Origin of the sequence: Ensifer adhaerens (assembly GCF_028993555.1) — a bacterium.
In the GTDB taxonomy this organism is placed as follows: Bacteria; Pseudomonadota; Alphaproteobacteria; order Rhizobiales; family Rhizobiaceae; genus Ensifer; species Ensifer adhaerens_I.
Map to the genome: position 1 here is coordinate 657,947 of NZ_CP118610.1, position 23,245 is coordinate 681,191.

At 62.4% G+C, this 23,245-nt stretch carries 28 protein-coding genes; 15 read left to right on the forward strand and 13 right to left on the reverse strand.

The genetic code is table 11. The annotated features are described in order from the left end of the window. Positions 1 to 18 precede the first annotated feature (18 nt). Entirely contained in the window at positions 19 to 600 is a 582-nt protein-coding gene (betI, locus tag PWG15_RS03065) for a choline-binding transcriptional repressor BetI (protein ID WP_275023037.1), read from the reverse strand. Between the two features lie 124 nt (positions 601 to 724). Between betI and choX the strand changes: the two genes are divergently transcribed. The 3 genes from choX to PWG15_RS03080 all read left to right on the forward strand — a co-directional run bounded on the left by choX (position 725) and on the right by PWG15_RS03080 (position 3,523). Then, on the forward strand, positions 725 to 1,639 hold the full coding sequence (choX, locus tag PWG15_RS03070) for a choline ABC transporter substrate-binding protein (protein WP_275023038.1): 915 nt from the start codon (positions 725 to 727) through the stop codon (positions 1,637 to 1,639). Continuing rightward, entirely contained in the window at positions 1,636 to 2,445 is an 810-nt protein-coding gene (locus PWG15_RS03075) for an alpha/beta fold hydrolase (protein ID WP_275023039.1), read from the forward strand. Before choX ends, PWG15_RS03075 begins: the two co-directional genes overlap by 4 nt. Before the next feature lie 79 nt (positions 2,446 to 2,524). Further along, a complete protein-coding gene (locus tag PWG15_RS03080; RefSeq protein WP_275023040.1) occupies positions 2,525 to 3,523 on the forward strand; it encodes an NAD(P)H-quinone oxidoreductase in 999 nt (332 codons plus the stop codon). Positions 3,524 to 3,877: 354 nt separating this feature from the next. Here the strand turns inward: PWG15_RS03080 and PWG15_RS03085 are convergent, their stop codons facing one another. Continuing rightward, a complete protein-coding gene (locus tag PWG15_RS03085; RefSeq protein ID WP_275023041.1) occupies positions 3,878 to 4,363 on the reverse strand; it encodes an NUDIX hydrolase in 486 nt (161 codons plus the stop codon). A 92-nt stretch (positions 4,364 to 4,455) separates the two neighbouring features. Next, complete coding sequence (locus tag PWG15_RS03090; RefSeq protein ID WP_275023042.1) at positions 4,456 to 5,193, reverse strand: DUF3750 domain-containing protein; 738 nt, start codon at positions 5,191 to 5,193, stop codon at positions 4,456 to 4,458. Between the two features lie 71 nt (positions 5,194 to 5,264). Between PWG15_RS03090 and PWG15_RS03095 the strand changes: the two genes are divergently transcribed. Further along, complete coding sequence (locus tag PWG15_RS03095) at positions 5,265 to 6,272, forward strand: asparaginase (RefSeq protein WP_275023043.1); 1,008 nt, start codon at positions 5,265 to 5,267, stop codon at positions 6,270 to 6,272. A gap of 66 nt (positions 6,273 to 6,338) precedes the next feature. On the opposite strand, the gene PWG15_RS03100 is transcribed toward PWG15_RS03095, so the two are convergent. Then, complete coding sequence (locus tag PWG15_RS03100) at positions 6,339 to 7,091, reverse strand: DeoR/GlpR family DNA-binding transcription regulator (RefSeq protein ID WP_275023044.1); 753 nt, start codon at positions 7,089 to 7,091, stop codon at positions 6,339 to 6,341. A gap of 92 nt (positions 7,092 to 7,183) precedes the next feature. On the opposite strand from PWG15_RS03100, the gene PWG15_RS03105 reads away from it, so the two are divergent. After that, the gene (locus PWG15_RS03105) at positions 7,184 to 7,555 is read left to right on the forward strand and encodes a DUF4406 domain-containing protein (protein ID WP_275023045.1); all 372 of its coding nucleotides are present in this window, start codon (positions 7,184 to 7,186) and stop codon (positions 7,553 to 7,555) included. A 112-nt stretch (positions 7,556 to 7,667) separates the two neighbouring features. Here PWG15_RS03105 and PWG15_RS03110 read toward each other — a convergent pair whose 3' ends face one another. Next, entirely contained in the window at positions 7,668 to 8,396 is a 729-nt protein-coding gene (locus PWG15_RS03110; protein ID WP_275023047.1) for a DUF4198 domain-containing protein, read from the reverse strand. Positions 8,397 to 8,627: 231 nt separating this feature from the next. Between PWG15_RS03110 and PWG15_RS03115 the strand changes: the two genes are divergently transcribed. Further along, a complete protein-coding gene (locus tag PWG15_RS03115) occupies positions 8,628 to 9,248 on the forward strand; it encodes a glutathione S-transferase family protein (protein ID WP_275023048.1) in 621 nt (206 codons plus the stop codon). Positions 9,249 to 9,266: 18 nt separating this feature from the next. Here PWG15_RS03115 and PWG15_RS03120 read toward each other — a convergent pair whose 3' ends face one another. After that, the gene (locus PWG15_RS03120) at positions 9,267 to 10,163 is read right to left on the reverse strand and encodes a bestrophin family protein (protein ID WP_275024344.1); all 897 of its coding nucleotides are present in this window, start codon (positions 10,161 to 10,163) and stop codon (positions 9,267 to 9,269) included. On the opposite strand from PWG15_RS03120, the gene PWG15_RS03125 reads away from it, so the two are divergent. Then, on the forward strand, positions 10,065 to 10,946 hold the full coding sequence (locus PWG15_RS03125) for a dihydrofolate reductase family protein (RefSeq protein WP_275023050.1): 882 nt from the start codon (positions 10,065 to 10,067) through the stop codon (positions 10,944 to 10,946). The genes PWG15_RS03120 and PWG15_RS03125 overlap by 99 nt on opposite strands. 6 nt (positions 10,947 to 10,952) lie before the next feature. Here the strand turns inward: PWG15_RS03125 and PWG15_RS03130 are convergent, their stop codons facing one another. Both PWG15_RS03130 and PWG15_RS03135 read right to left on the reverse strand, forming a co-directional pair. Then, entirely contained in the window at positions 10,953 to 11,306 is a 354-nt protein-coding gene (locus tag PWG15_RS03130) for an MmcQ/YjbR family DNA-binding protein (RefSeq protein WP_275023051.1), read from the reverse strand. A gap of 30 nt (positions 11,307 to 11,336) precedes the next feature. Beyond that, entirely contained in the window at positions 11,337 to 11,546 is a 210-nt protein-coding gene (locus PWG15_RS03135) for a hypothetical protein (protein ID WP_275023052.1), read from the reverse strand. An 89-nt stretch (positions 11,547 to 11,635) separates the two neighbouring features. Between PWG15_RS03135 and PWG15_RS03140 the strand changes: the two genes are divergently transcribed. Beyond that, positions 11,636 to 12,574, forward strand: coding sequence for a LysR substrate-binding domain-containing protein (locus tag PWG15_RS03140; protein WP_275023053.1), 939 nt, complete (start codon positions 11,636 to 11,638; stop codon positions 12,572 to 12,574). Between the two features lie 25 nt (positions 12,575 to 12,599). Here PWG15_RS03140 and PWG15_RS03145 read toward each other — a convergent pair whose 3' ends face one another. Further along, positions 12,600 to 13,262, reverse strand: a complete 663-nt coding sequence (locus PWG15_RS03145) for a glutathione S-transferase family protein (protein WP_275023054.1) — start codon at positions 13,260 to 13,262, stop codon at positions 12,600 to 12,602. A 199-nt stretch (positions 13,263 to 13,461) separates the two neighbouring features. Here PWG15_RS03145 and PWG15_RS03150 point away from each other — a divergent pair, with 199 nt between their 5' ends. From PWG15_RS03150 to PWG15_RS03165, 4 genes are all read left to right on the forward strand, one after another. After that, entirely contained in the window at positions 13,462 to 13,830 is a 369-nt protein-coding gene (locus PWG15_RS03150; RefSeq protein ID WP_275023055.1) for a hypothetical protein, read from the forward strand. A 130-nt stretch (positions 13,831 to 13,960) separates the two neighbouring features. Further along, the gene (locus PWG15_RS03155) at positions 13,961 to 15,331 is read left to right on the forward strand and encodes a PepSY-associated TM helix domain-containing protein (protein WP_275023056.1); all 1,371 of its coding nucleotides are present in this window, start codon (positions 13,961 to 13,963) and stop codon (positions 15,329 to 15,331) included. A gap of 176 nt (positions 15,332 to 15,507) precedes the next feature. Next, the gene (locus PWG15_RS03160; RefSeq protein ID WP_275023057.1) at positions 15,508 to 17,841 is read left to right on the forward strand and encodes a sensor domain-containing protein; all 2,334 of its coding nucleotides are present in this window, start codon (positions 15,508 to 15,510) and stop codon (positions 17,839 to 17,841) included. Between the two features lie 143 nt (positions 17,842 to 17,984). Beyond that, entirely contained in the window at positions 17,985 to 18,773 is a 789-nt protein-coding gene (locus PWG15_RS03165; RefSeq protein ID WP_275023058.1) for a L,D-transpeptidase family protein, read from the forward strand. 76 nt (positions 18,774 to 18,849) lie between these two features. Here the strand turns inward: PWG15_RS03165 and PWG15_RS03170 are convergent, their stop codons facing one another. Further along, complete coding sequence (locus tag PWG15_RS03170; protein ID WP_275023059.1) at positions 18,850 to 19,326, reverse strand: MarR family winged helix-turn-helix transcriptional regulator; 477 nt, start codon at positions 19,324 to 19,326, stop codon at positions 18,850 to 18,852. 115 nt (positions 19,327 to 19,441) lie between these two features. Here PWG15_RS03170 and PWG15_RS03175 point away from each other — a divergent pair, with 115 nt between their 5' ends. Further along, positions 19,442 to 19,864: an organic hydroperoxide resistance protein gene (locus PWG15_RS03175; protein ID WP_275023060.1), complete on the forward strand. Its 423-nt coding sequence runs from the start codon at positions 19,442 to 19,444 to the stop codon at positions 19,862 to 19,864. 69 nt (positions 19,865 to 19,933) lie between these two features. Here PWG15_RS03175 and PWG15_RS03180 read toward each other — a convergent pair whose 3' ends face one another. Continuing rightward, complete coding sequence (locus PWG15_RS03180; RefSeq protein WP_275023061.1) at positions 19,934 to 20,221, reverse strand: DUF1236 domain-containing protein; 288 nt, start codon at positions 20,219 to 20,221, stop codon at positions 19,934 to 19,936. Positions 20,222 to 20,329: 108 nt separating this feature from the next. On the opposite strand from PWG15_RS03180, the gene PWG15_RS03185 reads away from it, so the two are divergent. Then, positions 20,330 to 20,569: a hypothetical protein gene (locus tag PWG15_RS03185; protein ID WP_275023062.1), complete on the forward strand. Its 240-nt coding sequence runs from the start codon at positions 20,330 to 20,332 to the stop codon at positions 20,567 to 20,569. A 44-nt stretch (positions 20,570 to 20,613) separates the two neighbouring features. Here the strand turns inward: PWG15_RS03185 and PWG15_RS03190 are convergent, their stop codons facing one another. Both PWG15_RS03190 and PWG15_RS03195 read right to left on the reverse strand, forming a co-directional pair. Further along, positions 20,614 to 20,826, reverse strand: coding sequence for an alkylphosphonate utilization protein (locus tag PWG15_RS03190; protein WP_057250526.1), 213 nt, complete (start codon positions 20,824 to 20,826; stop codon positions 20,614 to 20,616). Positions 20,827 to 20,921: 95 nt separating this feature from the next. After that, positions 20,922 to 22,496 (reverse strand): helicase HerA-like C-terminal domain-containing protein, encoded by a 1,575-nt coding sequence (locus tag PWG15_RS03195; RefSeq protein WP_275023063.1) that lies wholly within the window; start codon positions 22,494 to 22,496, stop codon positions 20,922 to 20,924. Positions 22,497 to 22,835: 339 nt separating this feature from the next. Between PWG15_RS03195 and PWG15_RS03200 the strand changes: the two genes are divergently transcribed. Next, a complete protein-coding gene (locus PWG15_RS03200; protein WP_275023064.1) occupies positions 22,836 to 23,228 on the forward strand; it encodes a hypothetical protein in 393 nt (130 codons plus the stop codon). Positions 23,229 to 23,245: the final 17 nt, after the last annotated feature.

Sequence of the window (23,245 nt, forward strand, 5' to 3'; positions counted from 1 at the left end):
TTCCGCCTGCGGGATCGCCTAGGCTTCAGGCAAGCGGTAGGCGAGGTAGTCGCGCATCTGTGAAAGCGCCATGTCGCGGGTCAGCCCTTCCGATTGCAATCCGAGCCGGAGCCACAGGCCGTCGATCAGCGAGGTGATGCCAAGTGCGACAGCCTCGCAGTCTTCCGCAGGCAACAGATCCACGAGTGCGGACAGAAGGTTCGAGCGCATGCGCGCGTGGATCACCTTCTGGATGCGGGCAAGCTGCGGCTCGCGCGGAACTTCGGCACAAAGGGAAAGCCAGGCGTGGCAGACCGAAGGCTGGAAGAAGCGCTCCTCGAAGTTCGCCTCGATGATCGCCTCCAGCCGTTCGCGCGGCGTGCGGGCGCGGTTCAGTCGTGCGACAACCGCTTCCTTCAGCGCGGCGTTCGCCTCGCGCATCGCGTGTTCGAAAAGCTCCTGCTTGTTGGCGAAGTAGTGCAGCACGATGCCCTTGGAGGCGCCGGCATGGGTTGCCACCTTCTCCAGCGTCGCGCCGGCCATGCCCTCTTTCTGCAGTACCTCGAAGGCCGCCCGGCGCAATTCGCGCCGCCTGATCTCGCTTATCTTCGTCAGTCGCATCCGCCGCCTCCAAACGATTCCCACATTGACAATCTTTCCGCAAAGATCAATTGTTGACCCATGGGTCAATTTTTAGTCCACAAGGATAAGTTTGGAGGATGCGATGCCAAGCCTGAGACTATGGATGTCCACCGTTGCCCTGATCGCCGTGAGCGCGCCGGCCTTCGCCGGTGATGCGCAATCCTGTCGGCAGGTTCGGCTCGCGGAGCCCGGATGGAACGATCTGGCCTTCACCACGGGTGTCGGGCTGACGGTGCTGAAGGCGCTGGGTTACGAGCCGGAGAGCAAACTGCTCGGGATCGACGTCATCTACACCAGCCTGCGGACTGGTGATCTCGACGTCTTCCTCGGTTATTGGGACCCGGCAATGGTCTCCTACTACAAGCCCTACAAGGAAGATGGGTCGGTCGAGACCGTTCGCACCAACCTGAAGGAGGCGAAGTACACTTTCGCCGTGCCCGACTATGTCTGGGACGCAGGGGTCAAGGATTTCGCCGATCTGAAGACCTTCGCCGACAAGTTCGAAAGGAAGATGTATGGCATCGAGCCCGGCTCAAACCAGTTGATGCTGGACGCCATCAAGGACCAGAGCCTCGGGCTCGATGGTTGGGAGGTGGTGGAATCGAGCGAACAGGGCATGCTGGCGGAGGTCACCCGCCGGGTGCGCGACAAGGGCTTCATCGTCTTCCAGGGCTGGGCGCCGCACCCGATGAACACGGCGCTGTCGATCAAGTACCTCACCGGCGGCGACAAGTTCTATGGACCCGACTTCGGCGCGGCGACCGTGTCGACCCAGGTGCGCAAGGGCTACCTGCAGGAATGCCCGAACGTCGCCAGGCTGCTCGACAATCTGACCTTCGACATCGACTTCGAGAACCGAGGCATGGGCTATTTGATGAACGATGGGCTTGCTCCGGAGGAGGCTGGTGAAAAGGCGATCAAACAGGAGCCGCAGCGGCTCGACGCCTGGCTTGCCGGCGTGACGACCTTCGACGGACAGCCGGGGCTGGCTGCGGTCAAGGCGGCGCTCGGACTGTGATCATCGAGCAGCACGAGTGGACGTCGCTGAAGCGGTGGCTTGAACTACCCGGCGGGCGCCGATTCGCCTATATCGATCGCGGCGAGGGGCCGGTGCTGTTGCTGCTGCACGGCTATTCCGACAGCAGCCGATCCTTCTCGCTGATCGCACCCCATCTCGCTCACCATCGACTGATCATTCCCGATCTTGCCGGCCATGGCGGGTCGCAGGCAGGGCAGGGGGCAAGCGTTGCCGATTTCGCCCGGGACCTCGCTTGTCTCGCTGATCGAAAGGCGCTGAAAGATGTCGTCGTTATCGGTCATTCCATGGGGGCGATGACGGCCATCGCGCTTGCCGCCTTGCGCCCGGACGTGATCCGGGCTCTCGTTCTTATATCCGGCAGTCTGCAGCCCGGTCTTGGCGCAGGAAATCCGACGGCACGGGCGATCCGCGCACTGAAGGATCCGCTAGATCAGGATCACCCGTTCTTCGATGTCTGGCACGCCTGCAGCCGGCCGGTTGACCTTGCCTTCCTTGCTCACATGCGCAAGGAGGCCAGCCAGATACCAACGCAGACGTGGCTCGCCATTCTCGATGGCCTTGCCGCGATCGATCTTTGCGCCAGCGCGCGGCAGTTGCGTTTGCCGGTTCTGGCGATTGGCGGGAGCGAGGACCCACTCTTCGATGCCGGGCATCGTCTGCTGCTGGTCGATACCATAGGTCCGGCGCGCTCGATCACCTTGGCCGGCCATGGCCACAACCCGCATTGGGAAAGCCCGGCCCTGGTGGCTGACGAGATCCTATCCTTCCTGGCGGCCGAACTCTGATCGGCCAATTCCGCAGCCACCCTTTTCGCGCCGCGCCGCTAGCGCTAGATGATGACGCATCAGCAGCATGAGGTGTGCCATGTCCCTTCCGTCAGAAATGAACTTTGTCGATCTCCCGGCTCCAGGTGGACCGGAAAACATGGTCGTGAAGAAAGGACCGCTGCCTGCACTCAAGCCGGGCGACGTTCTCGTTCGGGTCGAAGCCGCCGGTATCAACCGTCCGGATGTCCTGCAGCGCAAGGGTGACTACCCGCCGCCGCCGGGCGCAAGCCCGATCCTCGGCCTCGAAGTGGCCGGTGAAGTGGTTGCTCTCGGTGAAGGCGCCACCGGCTTTCGGATCGGCGACAAGGTCTGCGCGCTCGCCAATGGCGGCGGTTATGCGGAATATACGGCGGTGCCGGCAACCCAGGCCCTCCCGTGGCCGAAGGGCTATGACGCGGTGAAGGCGGCGGCGCTGCCCGAAACCTTCTTCACCGTCTGGGCCAATGTCTTCGACATGGCGGGCCTCAAGGCGGGCGAAACCATCCTCATCCATGGCGGCTCCAGCGGCATCGGCACGACTGCAATCCAGCTTGCCAAGGCCTTCGGTGCCGAGGTTTTCGTTACCGCCGGCAGCGCGGAGAAATGCGCGGCCTGCGAGGCGTTGGGTGCCAAGCGTGCGATCAACTATCGCGAAGAGGACTTCAAGACGGTCGTTGTCGAAGAGACGGACGGACGCGGCGTCGACGTCATCCTCGATATGGTCGGCGGCCGCTACTTCGATCGCAACATCGCCTCGCTCGCCAAGGACGGCCGCCTGTCGATCATCGCCTTCCTCGGCGGCGCCAAGGTCGAGGCGGCGAACATCGCGCCGATCCTGACCAAGCGCCTGCACGTCATGGGTTCGGCCCTTCGCCCGCGCACGGCGGCCGAAAAACAGGCGATCCGAGATGGGCTGACAGCAAAGGTCTGGCCGCTGCTCGAAGCGGGCAGGATAACGCCTGTGATCCACTCCGTGCTGCCCTTCGCCAAGGTTGCCGATGGGCATCGCGAGATGGAGACCGGCGATCATATCGGCAAGATCATCATGTCCATGTGATCCGAGATCATCATGTCCATGTGATCCGAAGGGGCCGTCGTGCGATGCGGTGCTGCGGATCGTCAGGCGATGCGATCTTTCCACTAAACTTTAGTCGGTCTTGCAATTGCCGGGAGATCACCTACCTTGTCGCTATCTGAAACGAACAGAAAGGAAGGTGGTCCAATGTCTAATGAGATTTCGGTCTTGGTGAAAGGCATGGGAGAGGTGAACACGTCGAGGCAGCCCTCGGCCTGATCCCGCCTTCCTTCGGGTCCAAAGCCCGGGCCATCCACTTGGCCAGAACTCATGGAAGGGTCGCCTCGGGCGGCCCTTTTCCATTTCCGGCGCCTTGCTCGCTGTGCGAGGCTTGGCCTAGCCGGCGGCGCCTGCAGGCGCGGCTTCCTGGATCAGCAGCCAGGGATTTGGCGTGTTGTCGGCGAATTCGTCCCGAATGTGCCTCAGGACCTTCCGTTGCCCCGCAAACGGAACCATGCGCAGAGCCTCGTCGAAACCCACCCAGCGGAATTCGCTGTGCTCGGCATTCAGCTGGACGGATGCGTCCGGAGGCGCGTAGCCGACGAACACCGGAAGCAGACTGATCGAGTTGCGGTCGGCTTCGTAGAACTGTTCACAGATGTCGGCGGAATAGAAGCGCTCGAGGCGCAAGCCCGTTTCCTCATGCGCCTCGCGCAGGCCCGCCTGCCAGGCCGTCTCATTCGCCTCTATCGCACCGGCGACCTGGCACCAGGTTCCTGCAAGTGTTCCATTGCGGCGGAGAAGGAGAACGTCAAAACCGCTGCCGTTGGAACGCAGCACGACGACCGAAACGGCGAAACTTCTGATGGGGATTTCATGCATCGGCGCACCCTCTTTGTTCGACGCTGGAACATGCAACGTCGCAACCTGCGCTTCAACCTGCGTTGTCGGGACCGTCTCGGTTGCGCGCCCGTCTACACCCCAAAGCGCCCGAGTGCCGGGATCTTGATGCCCGGCCTCGCGAAATCAAAACCGGCAACAAGTCCGAAGAAGTGCACTTCCAAACCGCTGCGAACCCCGGCCGATATGCCCGCCACGCCATAGAGCGTCGCGTGCAGATCGCGGCCATCGGCATCGATCTGGAACAGCTTGCCTTCCGGCAGATAATCCCGGCCGACGGCGTCCGGCGGCAGAACGGCACCCAGTTCCGGTACGGAGCGCAACACATGCGCGACGAAGGTGTTGGAGTTCGGTCCCGGCCAGATCCGGTAGCCGCCGGGCGACGCATAGGGGTAACCGGCGATGGCGGCTTCGATTTTCGGGATCAGTCGGCCGGCCTCAGTGCCGGTCACCGAAACGACCAACTGCGGCTCATTCGAATACCAGCGGGCATCCGCCGGATAGGCATTCTGGCGGATCGGCTTGCCCCAGCCGACCTTGTCGTAGCGGTTGTACGAGGGCGCTCCCTGTTCCTTGGTGACAATCCAGGCGTGGCTGGCGACAGCGCCCTTCATGCCGCCGGTCGTTGCAGAGAAGACATAAATCGCCGCATCGGCACTGTCTGTCGCTTTGGGCAGGATGTCTGCCGAGGACCAGTCCGCATTGCGCCAGCTCTGCGGTCGGTCTTGCATGTACCACCATCCGGCCGAAGCCAGCGCCGGCAAAAGGTAGATGACCAGAAAGGCGGCGGCGAGCCTGCGGACGAATTTCATGAAAACTCCGTTTCCTGTCGATAGATTCCTGCTAAATGCACGGAGCAATTTCGGAAATTTGAGGGCAAGGCATGTCGAATCCCGTTCTCGTCGAAGTCACCCGCGGAAACCTCGTCGAAAGTCGTCATCGCGGCATTGTCATCGCCGTCGATGGTGACGGCCGCACCGTCTTCTCGCTCGGCGATACCGATGCCGCCGTCTTCCCGCGCTCGGCCTGCAAGGCGATGCAAGGATTGCCTTTGATGGAGAGCGGCGCTGCCGATGCCTATGGCTTCGGCAGCAGGGAACTGGCACTTGCCTGTTCCTCCCATTCCGGCGAACCGGAGCACGTGGAACTCGCAGCAAAGATGCTCGCAGCGGCGGGCCTCGACGTCTCGGCGCTCGAATGCGGCGCCCACTGGTCGTCGGACCAGAAGACGCTGATCGGCCAGGCCCGCAGCCTCGACGCCCCGACGGCGCTTCACAACAATTGCTCCGGCAAGCATTCCGGCTTCATCTGCGCCTGCTGTCATTCGGGCACCGAGGTAAAGGGTTACGTCGGCTACGAGCATCCGCTGCAGCGGGAAATCCGTGGCACGATGGAAAGCCTGACGGGTGCGATCCTGGCCGCGGACAATTGCGGCGTCGACGGCTGTTCGATCCCGACCTATGCGGTGCCGATCAAGGGTTTGGCGCACGGCTTTGCGAAGATGGCGACCGGCACGGGGCTCGAACCGGAGCGCGCGCGCGCCTCGAAGCGACTGATCGAGGCCTGCATGGCCGAGCCCTTCTACGTGGCCGGTACCAAGCGCGCCTGCACCCGGCTGATGAAAACCGCGCCTGGCCGTATCTTCGCCAAGACCGGTGCCGAAGGGGTGTTCTGCGCCGCCATTCCGGAAAAGGGTATCGCGATCGCGCTGAAATGCGAGGACGGCACGACGCGAGCGGCCGAAGCAATGGTGGCTGCAACGCTTGCCCGCTTCTTCCGCGATGAACCGGAACTGCACGCAGCGCTGATGGCGCAGGCCAACCATGCGATGCACAACTGGAACGGCATCCATGTCGGCGACGTCAGGGTGACGGAAGCTTTCGCCGCCTGAGGTGCGGCGGTCGAAGGCCTCGGCCCCCGTTTGCCAATGGAGCCGTCGGGCCGTCGGTCCACGACATCAGGCGGCGATAATCGCTATGTCCGCGTCTTGATAGGCCGCGAGCATCTCGTCCTCGATTTCCGCAGGTAGGATGAAACCGGCCAGGTCGGAGATTACGGCCACACGGTGCGGCGAGACCGCGCCGAATTTCTCCGTCGTCGCAAGCACATAGGTGTCGGCCGCCTGCTGCAGAATGGCGCGCTTGACCGCCGCCTCTTCAAAGTCGCCCGTCGAGACGCCGTGAACGGGATGAATGGCGGTCACGCCGAGGAAGAACAGGTCGACACGGATGCTAGCGATGGCGGCAAGGGCGGCGGCTCCTGTCGCAACCATCGAATGTTTGTAAAGGCGGCCACCGATCAGGATCACTTCGGCTTCGTGGCGTTCAAGCTCGGCGGCAATTGTCGGGCTGTGGGTGACAACGGTCAGTCGCATCTCCCGTGGCAGTGCCCGCGCGATTTCGGCGTTGCTCGTGCCGCCGTCGAGGAAGATCGTCTGTCCAGCTTCGATCATCGTCGCGGCCTTTCGCCCAAGCCGAGCTTTGACGTCGCCGGCGATTTCTTGCCGTGCCGCAAAGTTCGGTAGCGGCGGGACCAACGGTAGCGCTCCGCCATGTACGCGCTTCAGCAAGCCTTCCGCCGCCATCTCGCGCAGATCGCGCCGGATCGTGTCTTCCGAAAGGTCCAGTTCGTCCGCCATGCGCTTGGCGACGATCTCGCCATCGCGCGCAAGCCGTGCCGAAATCAAAGCCCGTCTCTGTGTGGTCAGCATGAATGACTCCTTGACTCTTCACGATAGTGCACGAATTATCATGAATATTCCAGAATAATCTGGATATTTCGTGCAAAAAGGTGGAGAAAGTCATGTTGATTTTGATCGCGGGTCCCTATCGCTCGGGAACGGGAGACGATCCGGCCAAGATGGCCGCCAACCTGAAGCGGCTGGAGGAGCCGTCCTATGCGCTGTTTCGGGCCGGGCACGTGCCGATGATCGGCGAATGGGTGGCGCTGCCGGTGTGGAATGCGGCGGGTGGAGAGCGGATCGGCGACGACCTCTATGAGGAGATCTTCCATCCCGTCGCCGGCCGCTTGCTGGCGTTGTGCGACGCGGTGCTGCGCCTGCCCGGCGACAGCAAGGGTGCCGACAACGATGTGCGCATTGCCCGCGAACGCGGCATTCCCGTCTACTATCGCCTGGAAGATGTGCCCGGTTGCGGCGAGGCGCTGGTCGCCTGATCTGAAAACGGCCCGGCAGGAATTCCTGCCGGGCCATGTCTCTAAACCTCACCCCGACCTCAGGATCAACGCGATGATCACGTTCGTGCGGAAATGAGGGGAGGCGGGCGGCCTACTCGTGAACGTGCGGCTCGGCGACGAAGGTCAGCGTGGCGGTCAAACCTTTCTTGTCGGCGGCGACATTACCTTCGAGCGGGACCGCGTGGCTGACGGCGAGAATGTTGACGCCGGCATTGCGCAGCGTCACTTCGGCTTCGCCATTCGTGTTCGTCTTTTCGGAGACAAGTTCGGGCAATCCGGCATAGTCGAGGGTGATTTCCTTGCCTTCGAGCGGCTTGCCGTCGAGGAGCAGGCGGATGCGAAACTTCTCACCCGGCTTCAGGCCGATAGGGTTGTCGAGCGGGACGATCTGCAGCGGCTGTTCAGGAAAGGCCGGCAGAGCGCCAGCGTGCACCAGCGCGATGCTGTATTTGACCGAGTGGCTCGCCTGTTTGGCGCCGGGCACCTCGTTCTTGGGCTTGTTCACCCATTTGCCGTCGGCACCCTCGCTCCAGAAGCCGTTATCGAACTCCAGCGCGATGACCACCGGTTCGCCATCGAGCTTCAGGGAGGCGTGATTATCGGCCGGCACGATCGTCACCGGCAGCGCCTTGCCGTCCTCGCTGATCGCCGACACCGATTTCACCTTGGCCGGATCATAGGCTTCGTCCGCGGGGCCGTGGCCGTAGACAACCGCAAGTGTTCCCCAGCGCTCGCCGATCCACGCGCCATGGGAGAAGGCGGGTGTGGCGGTGGCGGCAAACAGGCCTGCGGCGATGAGGGTCGAAAAGAGCGTCTTCATGAGTAACTCCGAATAATGTTATAACGTAACACATCGGTTTTATTGAAATCCGTTCGGGCTTGTCAATCGGGGTGACATCCTTTCTTCTGCCGCCGATCTTTGGTTTGGTCTGGAGTTGAAATAGCAAGCGCCCGGTTCATCGAGTCCATTTCGCATCCGTCGCCGGATTTGATGGGCGGGGCCTGTCGACACCACGCCATCCAATCCGCATGACCGCAGAGGAGAATTGAAGTGTTGAAACTATTCTATGCCCCGGGCACTTGTTCATTGGCCTCGCATATCGCGCTGGAAGAGGCTGGCGCCGACTACGAGGCGCGCCGCGTCGATTTCTCGACTGCCGAGCAGACCAAGCCGGATTATCTGGTAATCAACCCGAAGGGCCGCGTGCCGGCGCTCGTCACCGACCGCGGCGTCATCACGGAAACACCGGCAATTCTGACCTATGTCGCCGAGACGCATCCGGCGGCGAACCTTGCACCAAGCGGCGATGCCTTCGCCTTTGCGCAGTTGCAGTCATTCATGAACTATCTGTGCTCGACGGTGCATGTCGCCCATGCCCATGGACGTCGCGGCGCGCGCTGGGCCGATGATCCGGCGGCGCACGAGGCAATGAAGGCCAAGGTTGCGTCCAACATGGCGGCCTGCTTCGAGCTGATCGAGAACAAGGTGTTTGAAGGTCCCTTCGTCATGGGCGAGACCTACTCGATCGCCGATCCCTACCTTTTCACCATCGCCGGCTGGCTCGAATCCGACGGTGTGGATCCCGCGCGTTTCCCGAAAATCCTGGACCACCGCAATCGCATGACCGCGCGTCCGGCCGTTGGCCGGGTCTTGGCCGCGCTGAAGGCCTGAGCCGCGTGACCATTCGGGCTACATCAGGATGTAGTCCTTAGGCTGCGGCAGGGGCGGCAGGTCCGTCTCGCCGAGCGCCTCGCGCAGGTTGATCTCGATGATTTCGGCAAGCGCCATGATCGGCAGGTCGTTCGGCAACACGCCGAACGGCTCCTCCAGCTCGTCCCCGAGCGCATCGAGGCCGAAGAAGGTGTAGGCGACCAGCGCCGTGACGAACGGCGTCGCCCAGCCGAGCGCATCGGCAAAGCCGAAGGGCAACAGGAAGCAGAAGAGATAGGCGGTGCGGTGCAGGAGCAGCGTATAGCCGAAGGGCACAGGCGTGTTGCGGATGCGCTCGCAGGCGGCAAGCATCGCCGACATCCTGCCGACCGTACCGTCTAGCTGGGCCCACTGGAAGTCGCTGATCGCGCCTGAGCCGCGCAGGCCGGCGAGGTCGCGGCCCATCTCGCGCAGTAGATAATCCGGCGCGTTGCGGCTTGCCTTGTAGCCGGGAGCAAGATCTTCGGGCAGTCTTGCGAGCGCTCTGCCGGCATGGGTGCCCGGTCGCAGGTGGCCAACCAGAGCGTGAGCAAAGGCGATGGCGATGTTGAGGAGCCGTTGCCGCGTCTCGTTCTCCGATGCTTTTGCCTCGCCCAGGACCAATGTCTGCCGGGCGAGATCGCGCGATGTGAAGATCAGTTGGCCCCAGTCCTTGCGCGCCTCCCACCAGCGGTCGTAGCAGGCGTTGTTTCGAAAGCCGAGGAACACGGAGAGCGCGATGCCGAGCAGGGCGAAAGGGCCGCTGTTGACGCTTGGAACGATGCCAGGATCGGCGCGATGCGCCCAGACGACGAAGGCGGAAAGACCGAAGACGAACAGCACCTGCGGAAAGATCCGCTGGATGACCGATCCCCTGAGGATGAAGAACAGTTTCAGAAGGCTGGGGCGGTCGCGAACGATCATGGAAGTGCACCTGTGTGGCCGGCAGCTTCCACCGGTATAGGCGTGGGCTGTGAAATGGAAGGCCGCTCATCGGATGCCGCCAGCTGTCGGCGGGAGATTTTTGCCGCCTATGTCGGTTCGGTCGTTGCGCGCACGTCCTTGTTGCGTAACGCCAACAGGGAGACAACGACGATGCGCAAGGTGGTTGCCGGCATGCAAATGTCCATCGACGGGATGATCGACGGACCGGATGGTTATACGGACTGGGTCGATTCCTGGTCGGACACTTTCGACCTTTTGCCTGACATCGATGCGTGCGTTCTCGGGAGCGGCATGTATTCGGGCTATGAGCAATATTGGAGCGCGATCAAACGCGATCCGCATGCGCCGCTGGAGTTTACCGGCAAGGTGCCGACGCAGGAGGAGATCGAATATGCGGACTTTGCCCTTGGCACGCCGCATTATGTTCTCTCGAAAAATCGCTCCGAGGTGCAATGGGCCAACGCCACCATTGTTCGCGATGCCGAAGAGGTCGACCGGCTAAAACGCGAGCCGGGCCGGACCATATATGTCATCGGTGGCGCTCGCACGGTGTCGAGCCTGATGGACCGCGGCCTGATCGACGAGTTGCGTCTCACCATCCATCCCCTGGTGGTGGGTAAGGGCAAGGCGCTGTTCGATACCATCGCCGAGCGCCACTACGTGCAACTCGATCAAGTGAAGAGCGTCGATAACGGCAAGGTCTGCCTGATCTACACGGTCGGCGATCGGGGCTGAAAGCGCTCAGCCGGCGAGTTTCGCGGCAAGCCGCTTCGGCGCTTTCTGGCGCCAGGCGGCGACCAGTCGCCCGGTCAGGCTCTTATCGTCGATCACCGAAAGCCGAACCAGCATCGCCGGCCAGCCCTTGTAGTGATCCGTCTCGAAGTAGAGCTGCGGGTCGAGTTCCAGCAGCATCTCCTTTTCTTCGAGCGCACACATGACGACAAGCGTGTCGCGGTCCTTCATGCGCACGAAGCCCTTGTCTTTCACCAGCAATGCCGGCGTGCCGTAGGAGGTCCCGATGGTAACCTCCGGCAGGCCGGCAATTTCCGCCAGCTTGACGACCCGTGCAAAATTGCGGTCGAGATCCTCGCTCATCCCGTCAGCATATCACACGGCCATTGTTCGTCAGCGGCCCCCTGCCTGCAGGCATTCTTGCGTGCAATCGGCGGCGCGCGGCCAGGGCCAGCCGGGAAACGGCAGGTCGCCGAGTTCGCGCTCGTCCATGCGCTCGAGATCCGGATGCTGCAGCGGGTCGCGTGCCCATGCAAGTGGCGCATCCTGCTTCCGGCGTTCCGAAGTGGCGAACGCGGTCAATGTCGAGAGAAGCTTCAACATGGTGGACCATCCTTTCGATGGTTGGATGATCTGCCTGCCCGATCCACTTTTCAATTGAGAATGGCAATGAACGAGTTTAGAAAAACTATATGAAGGATCTGAACTCTGTCCATTTGAACGGGCTCCGCGCCGTCGAAGCGGCCGGGCGCCTTGGTTCGCTTGCAGCCGCTGCCGAGGAGCTCGGGGTGACCTCCGGTGCGGTGAGCCAGCAGATTGCCAAGGCGGAGGCCCAGCTTGGCCGCGTCCTCTTCGAGCGCACGCCGCGCGGCCTTGTTCCGACGGACTTCGGCCAGCGCTTCCTCGCGCGCCTCAGCAACGCCTTTCAGGAACTGGCAGAGGCGGTCGCTTCGGCTCGGCGACGCGACGAGTCGGTGTTGACGATCTCGGTGGCGCCGGTCTTTGCCGCCCGTTGGCTGGTCTACCGGCTGAATCGTTTCGCCGAGCGCCATCCCGACATTCGCCTGCGCATCGATGCCACGACCAAACTCGTCAATCTCGACACATCGGATGTGGACGTCGGCATCCGTGTCGGCTCGGGCGAATGGCCTGGCGTGAAATCGGAACTGCTGTTGCAGCAGGAGATCTTTCCCGTCTGTTCGCCGGCCATGGCCGAGAACTTGCGTGTACCCGCAGATATTCTAAAGCTTCCCGCTGTGATCGACGGCCACTCGATGTTCAGCTGGGAGGTGTGGCTTCGCGAAGTTGGCCTCTCCGGTGCCGAAATGACCGTGCGCCATACGTTCAACGAAGCATCGCTGGTGCTCGATGCGGCGATCTCGGGGCAGGGGGTCATGCTCGCCTGGCAGACGCTCGCCGGCTTCGCGATCACCCAGGGCAGTTTGGTCGTACCGTTCGGTATCCGCGTCGAGACGGGCTACGGCCATTATTTCGTCAGTTCGCCGTCGCGGCGGGAAAGCAAGGCAGCGGCCGCCTTCAAGCGTTGGGTTCGCGACGAGGTGGAGGATGGCATGCGCCTGCTCGATCTCAGGGCTCCGCGCGTTCGCTTCGACGCGGCGCCCATAAGCTGATCATCGGAAGCGCCCTCCGGGCGGCTCAGTCCGCCGGCTCTTTCTGCCGCTCTTCCATCATCGCCTTGAAAGCCGGGCGGGCTTGGCAGCGGGCAAGCCAGGCCGAAACGCGTGGATGCTTCTCGAAGAGTTGCTTCTGGCTCATGGCGTAGCGGAAGACCTCCGCGAGATTGAGATCGGCGACGGTGAAGCGGTCGCCGACCAGATAGTCGCGTCCGTCGAGGTGCTTCTCCATACGGGCAAACACCTTGTCGAGCGACGTCGCACAGGTAGCGATCGTTGCTCTGCCTTCGTCGGTTTCTTCGGCGCCGTAGTCGTAGGTCAGGATGATCTGCACGGCATGCGGCTCGACCTCGGTCGCCGCCCACATCGTCCAGTTGCCCATCAATCCCTCTTCGCGGATATCAGCCGGTCCCAGCGGACCGCCGTATTTGCGCGCTAGGAAAAGATTGTTGGCAAGCGATTCCGTCAGCACCACGCCATCGTCTTCGATCGCCGGGATCAGCCCCATCGGGTTGACGGCGAGGAAGGCCGGCGACTTGGTGTTGATCGGCGCATCGGCGGCAAGCGGATCGGCGACGCGGCGCGCCTGGATGACCGGCACGGACGTGAAGGGGATGCCGAGCTCCCGCGCCATCCAGTAATTGCGCGATGCGCGCGAGCGATAGACCCCGTAGATCGTCAGCATGTCGAATTCCTCCCGTCGTTGCCGTGGCCTGTCATAGGCAAGCGCGCTGGATCGGGGAAGCCGACGCCGCTTATATCAGGCATGAAATCTTTTGATGGGCCATGCGGCCCATTGTCGGCTTGTCTTTCGCGCCGTTGGCCTTTAGCTGTCGCAGTCAATTTTGGGGGCACTTTTGGCACGACGGTTTCTGGGAGATCGGTTGACGGATTTGGCGGCGCGTTTGCTATGCGCGCTCGTCCTCGTCACCTCGGCACTGGTCCAGCAGCCTGCGGTCGCCATGCCTGTCGCGACGGGCTTGGCCGCCTATGTCCTTCCCGACGGCACGCTCGCCGATCTCTGCCTCACAGCCCACGACGATGCTGGCGGCAAGGGCGGAACGAAAGGCCATGGATGCCAGTCCTGCTGCCTTGTCGCCCCCGCTGATCTGCCGGCGCCGTATCCGATCGCCGTACCATCGCCATCTGTCGCCTGGCAGGTGTCGATCCCCGCCAACGAACTTCTGCTTGTTCGCATGGTGCTCCGCGGCGGCACCGGACCAAGGGCGCCACCATCGAGTTTCTCCGTCTGAGTTCCGCTGAAGCGGCCGCTGAGGGCCTTGCAGCGTCGAACTACTGTTCGACGCCTGCGGCCATGATCTGCGGCCGATCCGACCATCGAGAGGCGAAGCCGCGAAAATGCGGTTATCCCCGGAGAATCCCATGACAACCGCATCCCTTACCGGCGCCGCAGTGCAGCCGGTGGCCGCCGAACGCGGCATCTCCCTCTATCGCGCTATCTGGCGCTGGCACTTCTTTGCCGGCCTGCTCGTCATTCCCTTCATGATCAGCCTGGCCGTCACCGGCGGCCTCTATCTCTTCAACGACGAAATCGACGATACGGTCTTTGCCTATCGCAACATCGTGTCCGCCGGCACCGAACGGCTGTCTGCTTCGGCGATCGTTGCGACCGCCGTTGAATCCGTGCCGGGTAGCGCCGCCATCTCCTATCGCACGCCCGCCGGAGTCGATCGTTCGGCACGCGTCATGGTCGGCATTGGCAAGGCCCGCATGCTGGTCTTCGTCGATCCCTATAGCGGCGCCATCCTGGACCAGGTCGCGCCGACGGAAGAGTTCAACCAGGTGGTCGAGGATCTGCACAGCCTCGACTATTTCGGCAAGTCGGTCGAAACGATCATCGAGATCGTTGCGGGCTTTGCCATCCTGTTGGTCTTCACTGGCATCTATCTCTGGTGGCCGCGCCAGCAGACCGGTGGCGTACTGACCGTGCGCGGCACGCCGGCGCGCCGCGTGTTCTGGCGCGACCTTCATGCGGTCACCGGCATCGTCGCCGGACTGTTGATCGTTTTCCTGGCCTTCTCCGGACTTCTCTGGTCCGGCTACTGGGGCGCGACCGCCAACGGCAAACTGACGGCCATGGGGCTCGGCTATCCCGCCACGCTTTGGGACGAGGTTCCGACCTCGACGAAGGTCTCGACCGACGTCCTTCCCAAGGCCAATTGGCTGATGGAGAATGCACCGGTTCCGACTTCGAGCGGCAGTACCGCCGAACCGGTTGGTATCGACCGCGCGGTCGCGATCGCCGATGAGGCCGGCATGCTGCCCGGTTACGAGCTGGCGCTTCCGGCCGATGAGAGCGGCGTCTACACCGCTGCGATCTTTCCAGCCGAGCTCGCACGCGAGCGCACGATCCACATCGACCAATACTCCGGCAAACCGCTCGTCGATGTCGCTTTTGGCGACTACCCGGCGCTCGGAAAGGCGATCGAATGGAGTATCAACGTGCATAAGGGCCAGGAGTGGGGACGCGCCAACCAGTTGTTGATGCTTGCCGCCTGCCTGTCCATCGTTCTCGTCTCGCTCTCCGCCGTCGTCATGTGGTGGAAGCGCCGCCCGGCTGGCCGGATTGGCGTACCGCCGATGCCGCCGAAGCGCAGCGTTTATGCGGGATTGTGGATCATGGCCGTTTTCTTCGGTCTGGCCTTTCCGCTGACGGGGCTCGCAATCCTCGTCATGGTGGTCGTCGACCAATTGCTGATGCTCTTTCCCTCGGCGCGCCGGCGGCTTTCTTGAGCAGTGCCTTTGGGGGTGGCATTGTCCACCCCTTCTTTCATCGCCGATGACTTCGAGATTGCAACCTCTACACGATTTTTCTACAAGTTATTTAGGAAGGGCTAACTCTTGCTCGTCTAACGTGAAGTGGGGAACGATCGACCAGCGACGCGGCTCGGCGCGTCGGGAGGCCTTGCTTGGCGAAGAACACGTCTCGCAATCCGCGGTATGCTGCCTTGAATGCCGGTGGCAACGAGGATACACGTCGCCTGATAGATGCCAGCCACCGGCTGGCCGAAGAAGTTGCGCGCATCTTTCCGGCCGAACCCGACATCGCCGACCGCCACTACTGGTTGGAGACGATGATCAACCATGTGCCCGACTACATTTATGCCAAGGATGTCGAAGGGCGGTTCCTCATCGCAAACCAGGTGACCGTTGCCGACAACGGGCTGGAAGCGCTCAAGGATATCGTCGGCAAGACCGACTTCGATCTCCATCCGCCGCATATGGCAAAGGCGATCGCCGACATCGAGCGCCGCGTCATCGAAACCGGCGAACCGATTTTCGGCATCGAGGAACGGGCGATCGTCAGCAAGGGCCGCGACCGCTGGCTGATGACCTCCAAGGTGCCGCTGCGCAACAAGAGCGGCAAGATCGTCGGCGTCGTTGGCGTGTCGCGCGATATCTCCGACAGAAAGGCGGCCGAGCGCCTGCTAGAGGGGCAGGCCCGCCTCCTCGAAATGATCGCCAACAGCCGGCCGCTCGACGAAATCTTCCGCGACATGATCCTGCTGATCGAGGCGCTGATGCCTGGCATCAAGGGGTCGGTGCTGTTGCTGTCGGCCGATGGCCGCCACCTCTTCCATGGCGCGGCACCAAGTCTCGACGAGAGCTATTGCGCGACGATCCATGGCCTCGAGATCGGCCCGAGCATGGGCTCGTGCGGGACGGCGGCCTGGCGCGGCGAACAGGTGATCGTCTCGGACATTCTCACCGATCCTCTCTGGGACAATTACCGCGAGTTCGTTCGCCCCTATGGTTTCCGCTCCTGCTGGTCGACTCCCATCCATTCGCGCGACCGCAAGGTGCTTGGCACATTTGCGCTGTATTCCGGCACGGTCTGCGTTCCGGACGATGGGCAGAAGGAACTGATCGCGATGGCGGCACATCTGGCCGGCATCGCAATCGAGCGCAAGCAGGCGGAGGACCGGATCAGTTTCATGGCGCATCATGATGCGCTGACGGGGCTGCCCAACCGGGCGCTGTTCGAGGAGCAGGTCGCCGAGGCGCTGGAAGCCCTGCGCGGTACCGGTCAGTGGGCGGTGCTCGCCTTCCTCGATCTCGACAATTTCAAGCTGGTCAACGATACCCTCGGCCATGCGGCCGGTGATGAACTGTTGAAGGTCACCGCATCGCGCATGCGCTCGTCGGTGCGCAAGTCGGATATGGTCGTGCGGGTCGGCGGCGACGAGTTCATCGTGCTCTTGAACGGTCTTCCCTGTGAACGGGATGTCGTGCTGGCAAGACTTGAGGATATCCGCTGCGCCATCGCTGCGCCGATGCAGATCGAGGGCCGGAGCCTGCAGGTGACCTGCAGCATGGGCGTCGCCTGCTTCCCCAATCAGGGCAAGACCGTCGGCGAGCTGCTCGCCAATGCCGATATGGCGATGTATCGGGCCAAGGAGCTCGGCCGCAACAATCTGCAGGTGTTTACCGAGGAAATGGCCGCCAAGGCGCACGAAAAGCTGCGTCAGCAGGAGGAACTGCGCACGGCACTGGAGCGCGAAGAGTTCGTCCTGCAGTTCCAGCCACAGATGAACCTTGCGAATGGTCGCGTTTTTGCGGCCGAAGCACTGCTGCGTTGGCGTCACCCCGAGCGCGGCACGGTCTCGCCTGCCGAGTTCATTCCACTTGCCGAAGAAACCGGGCTGATCGTGCCGATCGGCGACTGGGTGCTGCGCGCCGCCTGCCGCCAAGCCAGGGACTGGCAGGACGCCGGCTTGCCGCCGCTGATCGTCAGTGTCAACGTTTCGGCGCGCCAGTTCCGCGAACGCAACTGGTCAGGCCATGTGGCGGCAATTCTTGCCGAAACCGGGCTTGAGCCCTGCTGTCTCGAACTGGAACTCACGGAAAGCCTGATCATGCAGGACGTGCCGGGGGCGATCGCCACCATGCACGAGTTGCAGGCGATCGGGGTGCACCTGGCAATCGACGATTTCGGCACCGGCTATTCGAGCCTCAGTGCCTTGAAACGCTTCCCGGTGCGCCGCCTGAAAATCGATCGCTCTTTCGTTGCGGATATTCCTGTCGATCTCGACGACAACGCGATCACTGCGGCGATCATCTCGCTCGCGCAAAACCTCGGCCTACGCGTCATTGCCGAAGGTGTGGAAAACCAGGCGCAGGTCGAATTCCTCCGACAGAGCGGTTGCGACGAAATTCAAGGCTATTTCTTCAGCCGGCCGCTCAGCGCGACGGACTTCGAAACGTTGATGCGCCAGCCGCGGTTCAACGCCCATACCGTTTGAGTTCTTCCGTTCACGCCACGACGCAAGCTTCGGTCCAGCCGCAAATGCAAGCATCGCCCCCATTCCGAGGGGCTGTGCGTAGTATTTCGTTAAGCATTTTCATGCAGCACTCCTCAGGCCGCACTCAAGCCCTTCAGAGTTCGATGTCCTCTTCAGTCCTCTTCTCCCGCCGTCAGTTTCTCCGCTCGTCCGGGTTGGCTCTTGCCTCTGCCGGCCTTGCAGGCTGCACCTCCTCGATGAACACGGATGTTTTCCGCTACGAGACGGCGCCTGTGTTCCGTAATCCCGCACTCGAAGGACGCTTTACCGATCCGCGCGCCGGAGGTGTTTATGTGGGGCAGGATGGCCCAGGACCGGTTCCCACCGGTTTGCCGCCACAGGGTCTCTATGTATCGGACATATATGCCTCCATGTACGACGGCGGCTATCAGGTGCCGGAGGTACCGTTCCGTCAGATCGACGCGCGCTTCTATCGTCAGGAGGTGAGCGATCCCTTTGGCGAGCAGCCGGGAACGATCGTTGTCGATACCGGCGACCGCTACCTCTATCTGATCCAGCCGGGCGGCCGGGCACTGCGCTACGGCGTCGGCCTCGGCCGTGAGGGTTTCGCCTGGTCGGGCCGCGGCGTCATCCAGTGGAAGCAGAAGTGGCCGCGCTGGACCCCGCCGGACAGCATGGTGGCCCGCCAGCCGCAACTGAAGCAGTATTCGGCCAGGAATGGCGGCATGGCGCCGGGACTCAACAACCCGCTCGGGTCACGCGCGCTCTACATCTTCCAGAATGGTCAGGACACCCTCTACCGCGTCCATGGAACGCCGGAGTGGAAGTCGATCGGCAAGGCCGTCTCGTCGGGCTGCGTGCGCATGCTCAACCAGGATGTGATGGATCTCTACGATCGCGTGCGCGGCAAGGCGCCGATCCTCGTCATCTGACGAACACGGACGTCGTCGCTCACGGCACCTTCAGTCAGGAGCGACGCCCCCTGCAAGTCCAGTAGTAAGGTTGCGGTCAGTCGGTGCCGTGGCCGGAATTGAGCTGTCGCGTCAATTGATGCAGCGTTTCGCGGATTTCACCCGCTTCTTCCAGGCTGCAGCCCGAAGCCTTGCCGATATCCACGAGAATGCCGAAGGCATCGCTTTTCAACGCGCGGCCTTTCTCGGTGAGGCGAACGATCACCTGCCGCTCGTCACCCGGATCACGCTGCCGCGCGACAAAGCCGGCCGCCTCCAGGCGTTTCAGGAGCGGCGACAAGGTTCCGGAATCGAGCCCTATCTCTTCGCCGATGCGTTTTACCGTCATCTCGTCCTGTTGCCAGAGCGCGAGCAGCACGAGATACTGGGGATAGGTGAGGCCGAAGCGATCGAGCAGCGGCTTGTAGGCGCGGTTGAAGGCATGTGCCGCCGAATAGACGGCAAAGCAGAGCTGCTTGCCGAGCGCCAGCGCCTCCTCTGGGATTGTGTCGCTATGTGTCGCCTTGTTTGCCATGACCGCATTTTCGCAAAAACACGTCCAAAATGCAATTTGCAAAATTAATTTGCACACAATTGAATTTTGCGCTATCTAAGCCGCATTCACTCGAAAACGCAAAGGAGACCCGCCAATGCCCATTCTCTACCGCACCACTGCATCCGCAACCGGTGGCCGTGCTGGCCAGGCCAAGAGCGCCGATGGCGTTCTCGATGTCACCCTTACCGTGCCGAAGGAACTCGGCGGAGACGGCGCCCGTGGCACCAACCCGGAGCAGCTCTTCGCGGCCGGCTACTCGGCCTGCTTCCTCGGCGCCCTGAAGTTTGTTGCCGGCAAGGAGAAGGTAAAGCTTCCGGAAGACACGAAAGTGACGGGAACAGTCGGCATCGGTCCGCGCGAGGATGGCACCGGCTTCGGCATCGATGCGGCGCTCGAGATCTCGTCACCCGGCGTCGACAAGGCGGTTCTCGAAGACCTCGTCCAGAAGGCGCATATCGTTTGCCCCTATAGCCACGCGACCAAGGGCAACATCGACGTCAAGCTGACGGTTGCCTGAGGCTCCCGACCTCAGAAACAAAAAAGCCCGGCGCCAAACTTCGCCGGGCTTTTCTATTGGCCACAAGATTTACCGCAGGACTTCGATCACCCGTCGGCTCTGCGGGTCAACCAATACCGTTTGCTGGTTGAGGACGACGTACCCATAGCTCGGCTGTTGTGGGATCGGGTAGACCTCCACCGTGTCAGGCAGCGCCTCGCCGACGACCACGGTTCCACCATAAGTCACCGAAGGGCTGCCCTGTTGAAGAACATAGGTCTTGACCTCTCCGGGCACCACGACCGTCGTGGTCTGCGCCAAGGCCGCTCCCGAAAATGCAAGTGTCGAGACAAGACTAACCAGAATGAGTTTCTTCATAACTGTACCTCCTGTCTCGAGCCAACTGTTCAGACGGCGATTGGTTCCACGGTTTCCTGCCGGAACTCCATGCCTGTGCTCGGAGTTGATGGGCAGGAGGTGGATCGGATGATCACCGGACGAAAGAGCATCGGAGCGCTTGCCGGGCGAGACCTGGAATGCGGGTTCACGCTCGAAGAGGAATTCGGGCTGCTGACGGATCTGGCCGAGCGAGCAGGATGGCGGTGGGATGAGATTGCGCTGGCTCTGTTGGAGTTGACGGACGAATATGCCTCGGCGCACCGGTCCGATCTGGCGCTGGTGAGGCACCCGACGCGTGGCGTCGCGGCATTGAAGACGCGGCATTAAAGTCGATCTCCAACGCCGCGCCATCGTCCAGTCCTGATGTTGCCTCAGGCCTTCTTCAGAAACTCGGTGCGCAGCACCAGGCCCTTGATCTTCTCCACCCGGCATTCGACTTCGTCAGGATTGTCGGTGAGCCGGATGCCCTTCACCATGGTGCCGCGCTTCAGCGTCGTCGAGGTGCCCTTGACCTTCAGATCCTTGATCAGGGTCACGTTGTCGCCGTCCTGGAGGATGGCGCCGTTCGAATCTTTAACGTCCATGCGAATGTTCCTTTCAAAATAACGACGCGCCCCGATCGAAATCAGGGCGCGGGCAAAACATCGATCCCGAGCGTTGCCGGTTGCCGCGGTTATGCTCAGCGCCGGCTGAGGCTGCCGAGGATGCCACGAACCAGCGCCCGGCCGACCTGGGTGGCGACCGTGCGGGCGACCGATTTCATCGCGGCCTCCACGACCGTCTCGCGCTGGTAGCCGGAGCTGCGCGGACGCGCCTGCTTGCCGGCCGGTGTGGCCGGCTCGTCGTCGCCGAAGCCGGGCAGCGTCCAGCGGCTGCCGCCGGTATTGGCCTCTGTCGTCTGCTGCTCGGCCTCTTCCTGCGCCTGGGCCTGCGCGTCAGCTGCCTTCTTGGCGCGCGCCGACAGCATCTCATAGGCCGACTCGCGATCGAAATCCTCGTCGTAAAGGCCACGAACGGGGCTGACATCCATGACCTTCTGCCGCTCGGCCTCGGTCAGGGGGCCGACGCGCGATTGCGGCGGGCGCACGAGCGTACGCTCGACCATCGAGGGCGCGCCCTTGCCTTCGAGCGTCGAGACGAGAGCCTCGCCGGTGCCGAGATTGGTGATGACGGTGGCGCAGTCGAAGTCCGGGTTCGGGCGGAAGGTGTCGGCGGCGGTTTTCACCGCCTTCTGGTCGCGTGGGGTATAGGCGCGCAGCGCATGCTGGACGCGGTTGCCGAGTTGGCCGAGAACGGTGTCCGGCACGTCGAGGGGGTTCTGGGTGACGAAATAGACGCCGACGCCCTTGGAGCGGATCAGGCGCACGACCTGTTCGACACGCTCGATCAACGCCTTCGGCGCGTCGTTGAAAAGCAGGTGTGCTTCATCGAAGAAGAACACCAGCTTCGGCTTGTCCGGATCGCCTACTTCAGGCAGTTCCTCGAACAATTCGGAAAGCAACCAGAGCAGGAAGGTCGCGTATAGACGCGGGTTCATCATCAGCTTGTCGGCCGCCAGCACGGAGATCGCGCCGCGGCCGTCATTGGTGGTGCGCATGATGTCGGAGATCTTCAGCGCCGGTTCGCCGAAGAAATGCTCGGCGCCCTGCTGTTCGAGGATCAGGAGTTCGCGCTGGATCGAGCCGACCGAGGCTTTGGAGATGAAGCCGAACTGGTTGGAAAGCGCACTGGCATTCTCGCCCATGTAGTTGAGCAGCGCCTGAAGGTCCTTAAGGTCGAGCAGCGGCAGGCCGCCCTGGTCGGCGATCTTGAAGGCGATGTTGAGCACGCCTTCCTGCGCATCGGTCGCGTTCATCAGTCGCGACAGAAGCAGGGGACCCATTTCCGACATGGTGGTGCGGACGCGGTGACCCTTTTCGCCATAGAGGTCCCAGAAGATGACCGGGAATTCCTGGAACTCGTAAGGGTTGGTCGGCAGGCCGATCTGCTCGGCGCGCTTCAGGATGAAATCCTTGGGCTCCCCGATCGCGCCGATGCCGGAGAGATCGCCCTTGACGTCGGCGCAGAAGACCGGGACGCCGGCATTGGCAAAACCTTCGGCAAGCACCTGCAGGGTGATGGTCTTGCCGGTGCCGGTCGCACCGGTGATCAGGCCATGCCGGTTGCCGAATTTCAGTTCCAGATACTCGCCCTTGTTGATCGAATCATCAGGCTTGCGGCTGGTGCCGATAAAGAGCTTGCCTTCTTCCAACATGTGGGCTTCATCTCCGTTTCGTCAATGAAAGCGGGCGGTTCGCAGCTGATCGCAAGTGCCCGTCATCGAAATGTGGCTGGCTCTATGTTATAGGTGGTGCGGTTCCGCCGGGCAACAAGACAGTGTAGGCCTGCAACCGGAAACACGATGCGGATGTCGCGTGCGAATGGTCGCCGTGCCATGAACTTGGCGCGATGAAGCCTTAGGCATCGGGTGATCGCGCAAAGGCCGGAAAGGGACGCGCAAAACCCGTCGTTGGCCGGCCGTTCCAGCTTGTCATTCCCGAGGCGATCATTTACCTTGACGTCAACGTCAAAAACCCAAGTGAGGGAGTTTTCCATGAATGAACTGGTCACGCGCGTTGCTGAGAATGTCGGCATCGAGCCGGCGACGGCTGAAAAGGCTGTCGGCATGATCCTCGGTTTCCTGCAGCGCGAAGCCGCTGACGGCCCGGTTGCCCAGATGATCGAAGCGATCCCGGGCGCCTCCGAGCTCATCGCCCAGTACAATGGCGAGGGCACCGGCGGCGGCGGTCTGCTCGGCGGCCTGATGGCAGCCATCGGTGGCGGCGGCGTCATGGCACTCGGCCAGCAGCTGATGAGCCAGGGCCTCGGCATGGGCGAAATCACCTCGCTCGCCAAGGAAACCATTGCCTTTGCCAAGGAAAAGGCGGGCGATGAAGTGGTCGACGAAGTCGTTGCCTCGGTTCCGGGCCTCAGCCAGTTCGTCTGATCCGCGGACAATCCGTC

What these genes read in the sequence shown, in the direction of transcription:
- PWG15_RS03180 (WP_275023061.1), bottom strand. Translation starts at nt 20,221, where the DNA reads ATGAAGAAACTCATTCTGGTTAGTCTTGTCTCGACACTTGCATTTTCG.
- PWG15_RS03080 (WP_275023040.1), top strand. Translation starts at nt 2,525, where the DNA reads ATGTCCCTTCCGTCAGAAATGAACTTTGTCGATCTCCCGGCTCCAGGT.
- PWG15_RS03090 (WP_275023042.1), bottom strand. Translation starts at nt 5,193, where the DNA reads ATGAAATTCGTCCGCAGGCTCGCCGCCGCCTTTCTGGTCATCTACCTT.
- PWG15_RS03140 (WP_275023053.1), top strand. Translation starts at nt 11,636, where the DNA reads ATGAAGGATCTGAACTCTGTCCATTTGAACGGGCTCCGCGCCGTCGAA.
- PWG15_RS03130 (WP_275023051.1), bottom strand. Translation starts at nt 11,306, where the DNA reads ATGAGCGAGGATCTCGACCGCAATTTTGCACGGGTCGTCAAGCTGGCG.
- PWG15_RS03165 (WP_275023058.1), top strand. Translation starts at nt 17,985, where the DNA reads ATGTCCTCTTCAGTCCTCTTCTCCCGCCGTCAGTTTCTCCGCTCGTCC.
- PWG15_RS03100 (WP_275023044.1), bottom strand. Translation starts at nt 7,091, where the DNA reads ATGCTGACCACACAGAGACGGGCTTTGATTTCGGCACGGCTTGCGCGC.
- PWG15_RS03145 (WP_275023054.1), bottom strand. Translation starts at nt 13,262, where the DNA reads ATGCTGACGATCTACGGGGTCTATCGCTCGCGCGCATCGCGCAATTAC.
- PWG15_RS03185 (WP_275023062.1), top strand. Translation starts at nt 20,330, where the DNA reads ATGATCACCGGACGAAAGAGCATCGGAGCGCTTGCCGGGCGAGACCTG.
- PWG15_RS03155 (WP_275023056.1), top strand. Translation starts at nt 13,961, where the DNA reads ATGACAACCGCATCCCTTACCGGCGCCGCAGTGCAGCCGGTGGCCGCC.
- PWG15_RS03190 (WP_057250526.1), bottom strand. Translation starts at nt 20,826, where the DNA reads ATGGACGTTAAAGATTCGAACGGCGCCATCCTCCAGGACGGCGACAAC.
- PWG15_RS03135 (WP_275023052.1), bottom strand. Translation starts at nt 11,546, where the DNA reads ATGTTGAAGCTTCTCTCGACATTGACCGCGTTCGCCACTTCGGAACGC.
- PWG15_RS03125 (WP_275023050.1), top strand. Translation starts at nt 10,065, where the DNA reads ATGCGCCCAGACGACGAAGGCGGAAAGACCGAAGACGAACAGCACCTG.
- PWG15_RS03195 (WP_275023063.1), bottom strand. Translation starts at nt 22,496, where the DNA reads ATGTTGGAAGAAGGCAAGCTCTTTATCGGCACCAGCCGCAAGCCTGAT.
- PWG15_RS03170 (WP_275023059.1), bottom strand. Translation starts at nt 19,326, where the DNA reads ATGGCAAACAAGGCGACACATAGCGACACAATCCCAGAGGAGGCGCTG.
- choX (WP_275023038.1), top strand. Translation starts at nt 725, where the DNA reads ATGTCCACCGTTGCCCTGATCGCCGTGAGCGCGCCGGCCTTCGCCGGT.
- betI (WP_275023037.1), bottom strand. Translation starts at nt 600, where the DNA reads ATGCGACTGACGAAGATAAGCGAGATCAGGCGGCGCGAATTGCGCCGG.
- PWG15_RS03200 (WP_275023064.1), top strand. Translation starts at nt 22,836, where the DNA reads ATGAATGAACTGGTCACGCGCGTTGCTGAGAATGTCGGCATCGAGCCG.
- PWG15_RS03110 (WP_275023047.1), bottom strand. Translation starts at nt 8,396, where the DNA reads ATGAAGACGCTCTTTTCGACCCTCATCGCCGCAGGCCTGTTTGCCGCC.
- PWG15_RS03095 (WP_275023043.1), top strand. Translation starts at nt 5,265, where the DNA reads ATGTCGAATCCCGTTCTCGTCGAAGTCACCCGCGGAAACCTCGTCGAA.
- PWG15_RS03175 (WP_275023060.1), top strand. Translation starts at nt 19,442, where the DNA reads ATGCCCATTCTCTACCGCACCACTGCATCCGCAACCGGTGGCCGTGCT.
- PWG15_RS03085 (WP_275023041.1), bottom strand. Translation starts at nt 4,363, where the DNA reads ATGCATGAAATCCCCATCAGAAGTTTCGCCGTTTCGGTCGTCGTGCTG.
- PWG15_RS03105 (WP_275023045.1), top strand. Translation starts at nt 7,184, where the DNA reads ATGTTGATTTTGATCGCGGGTCCCTATCGCTCGGGAACGGGAGACGAT.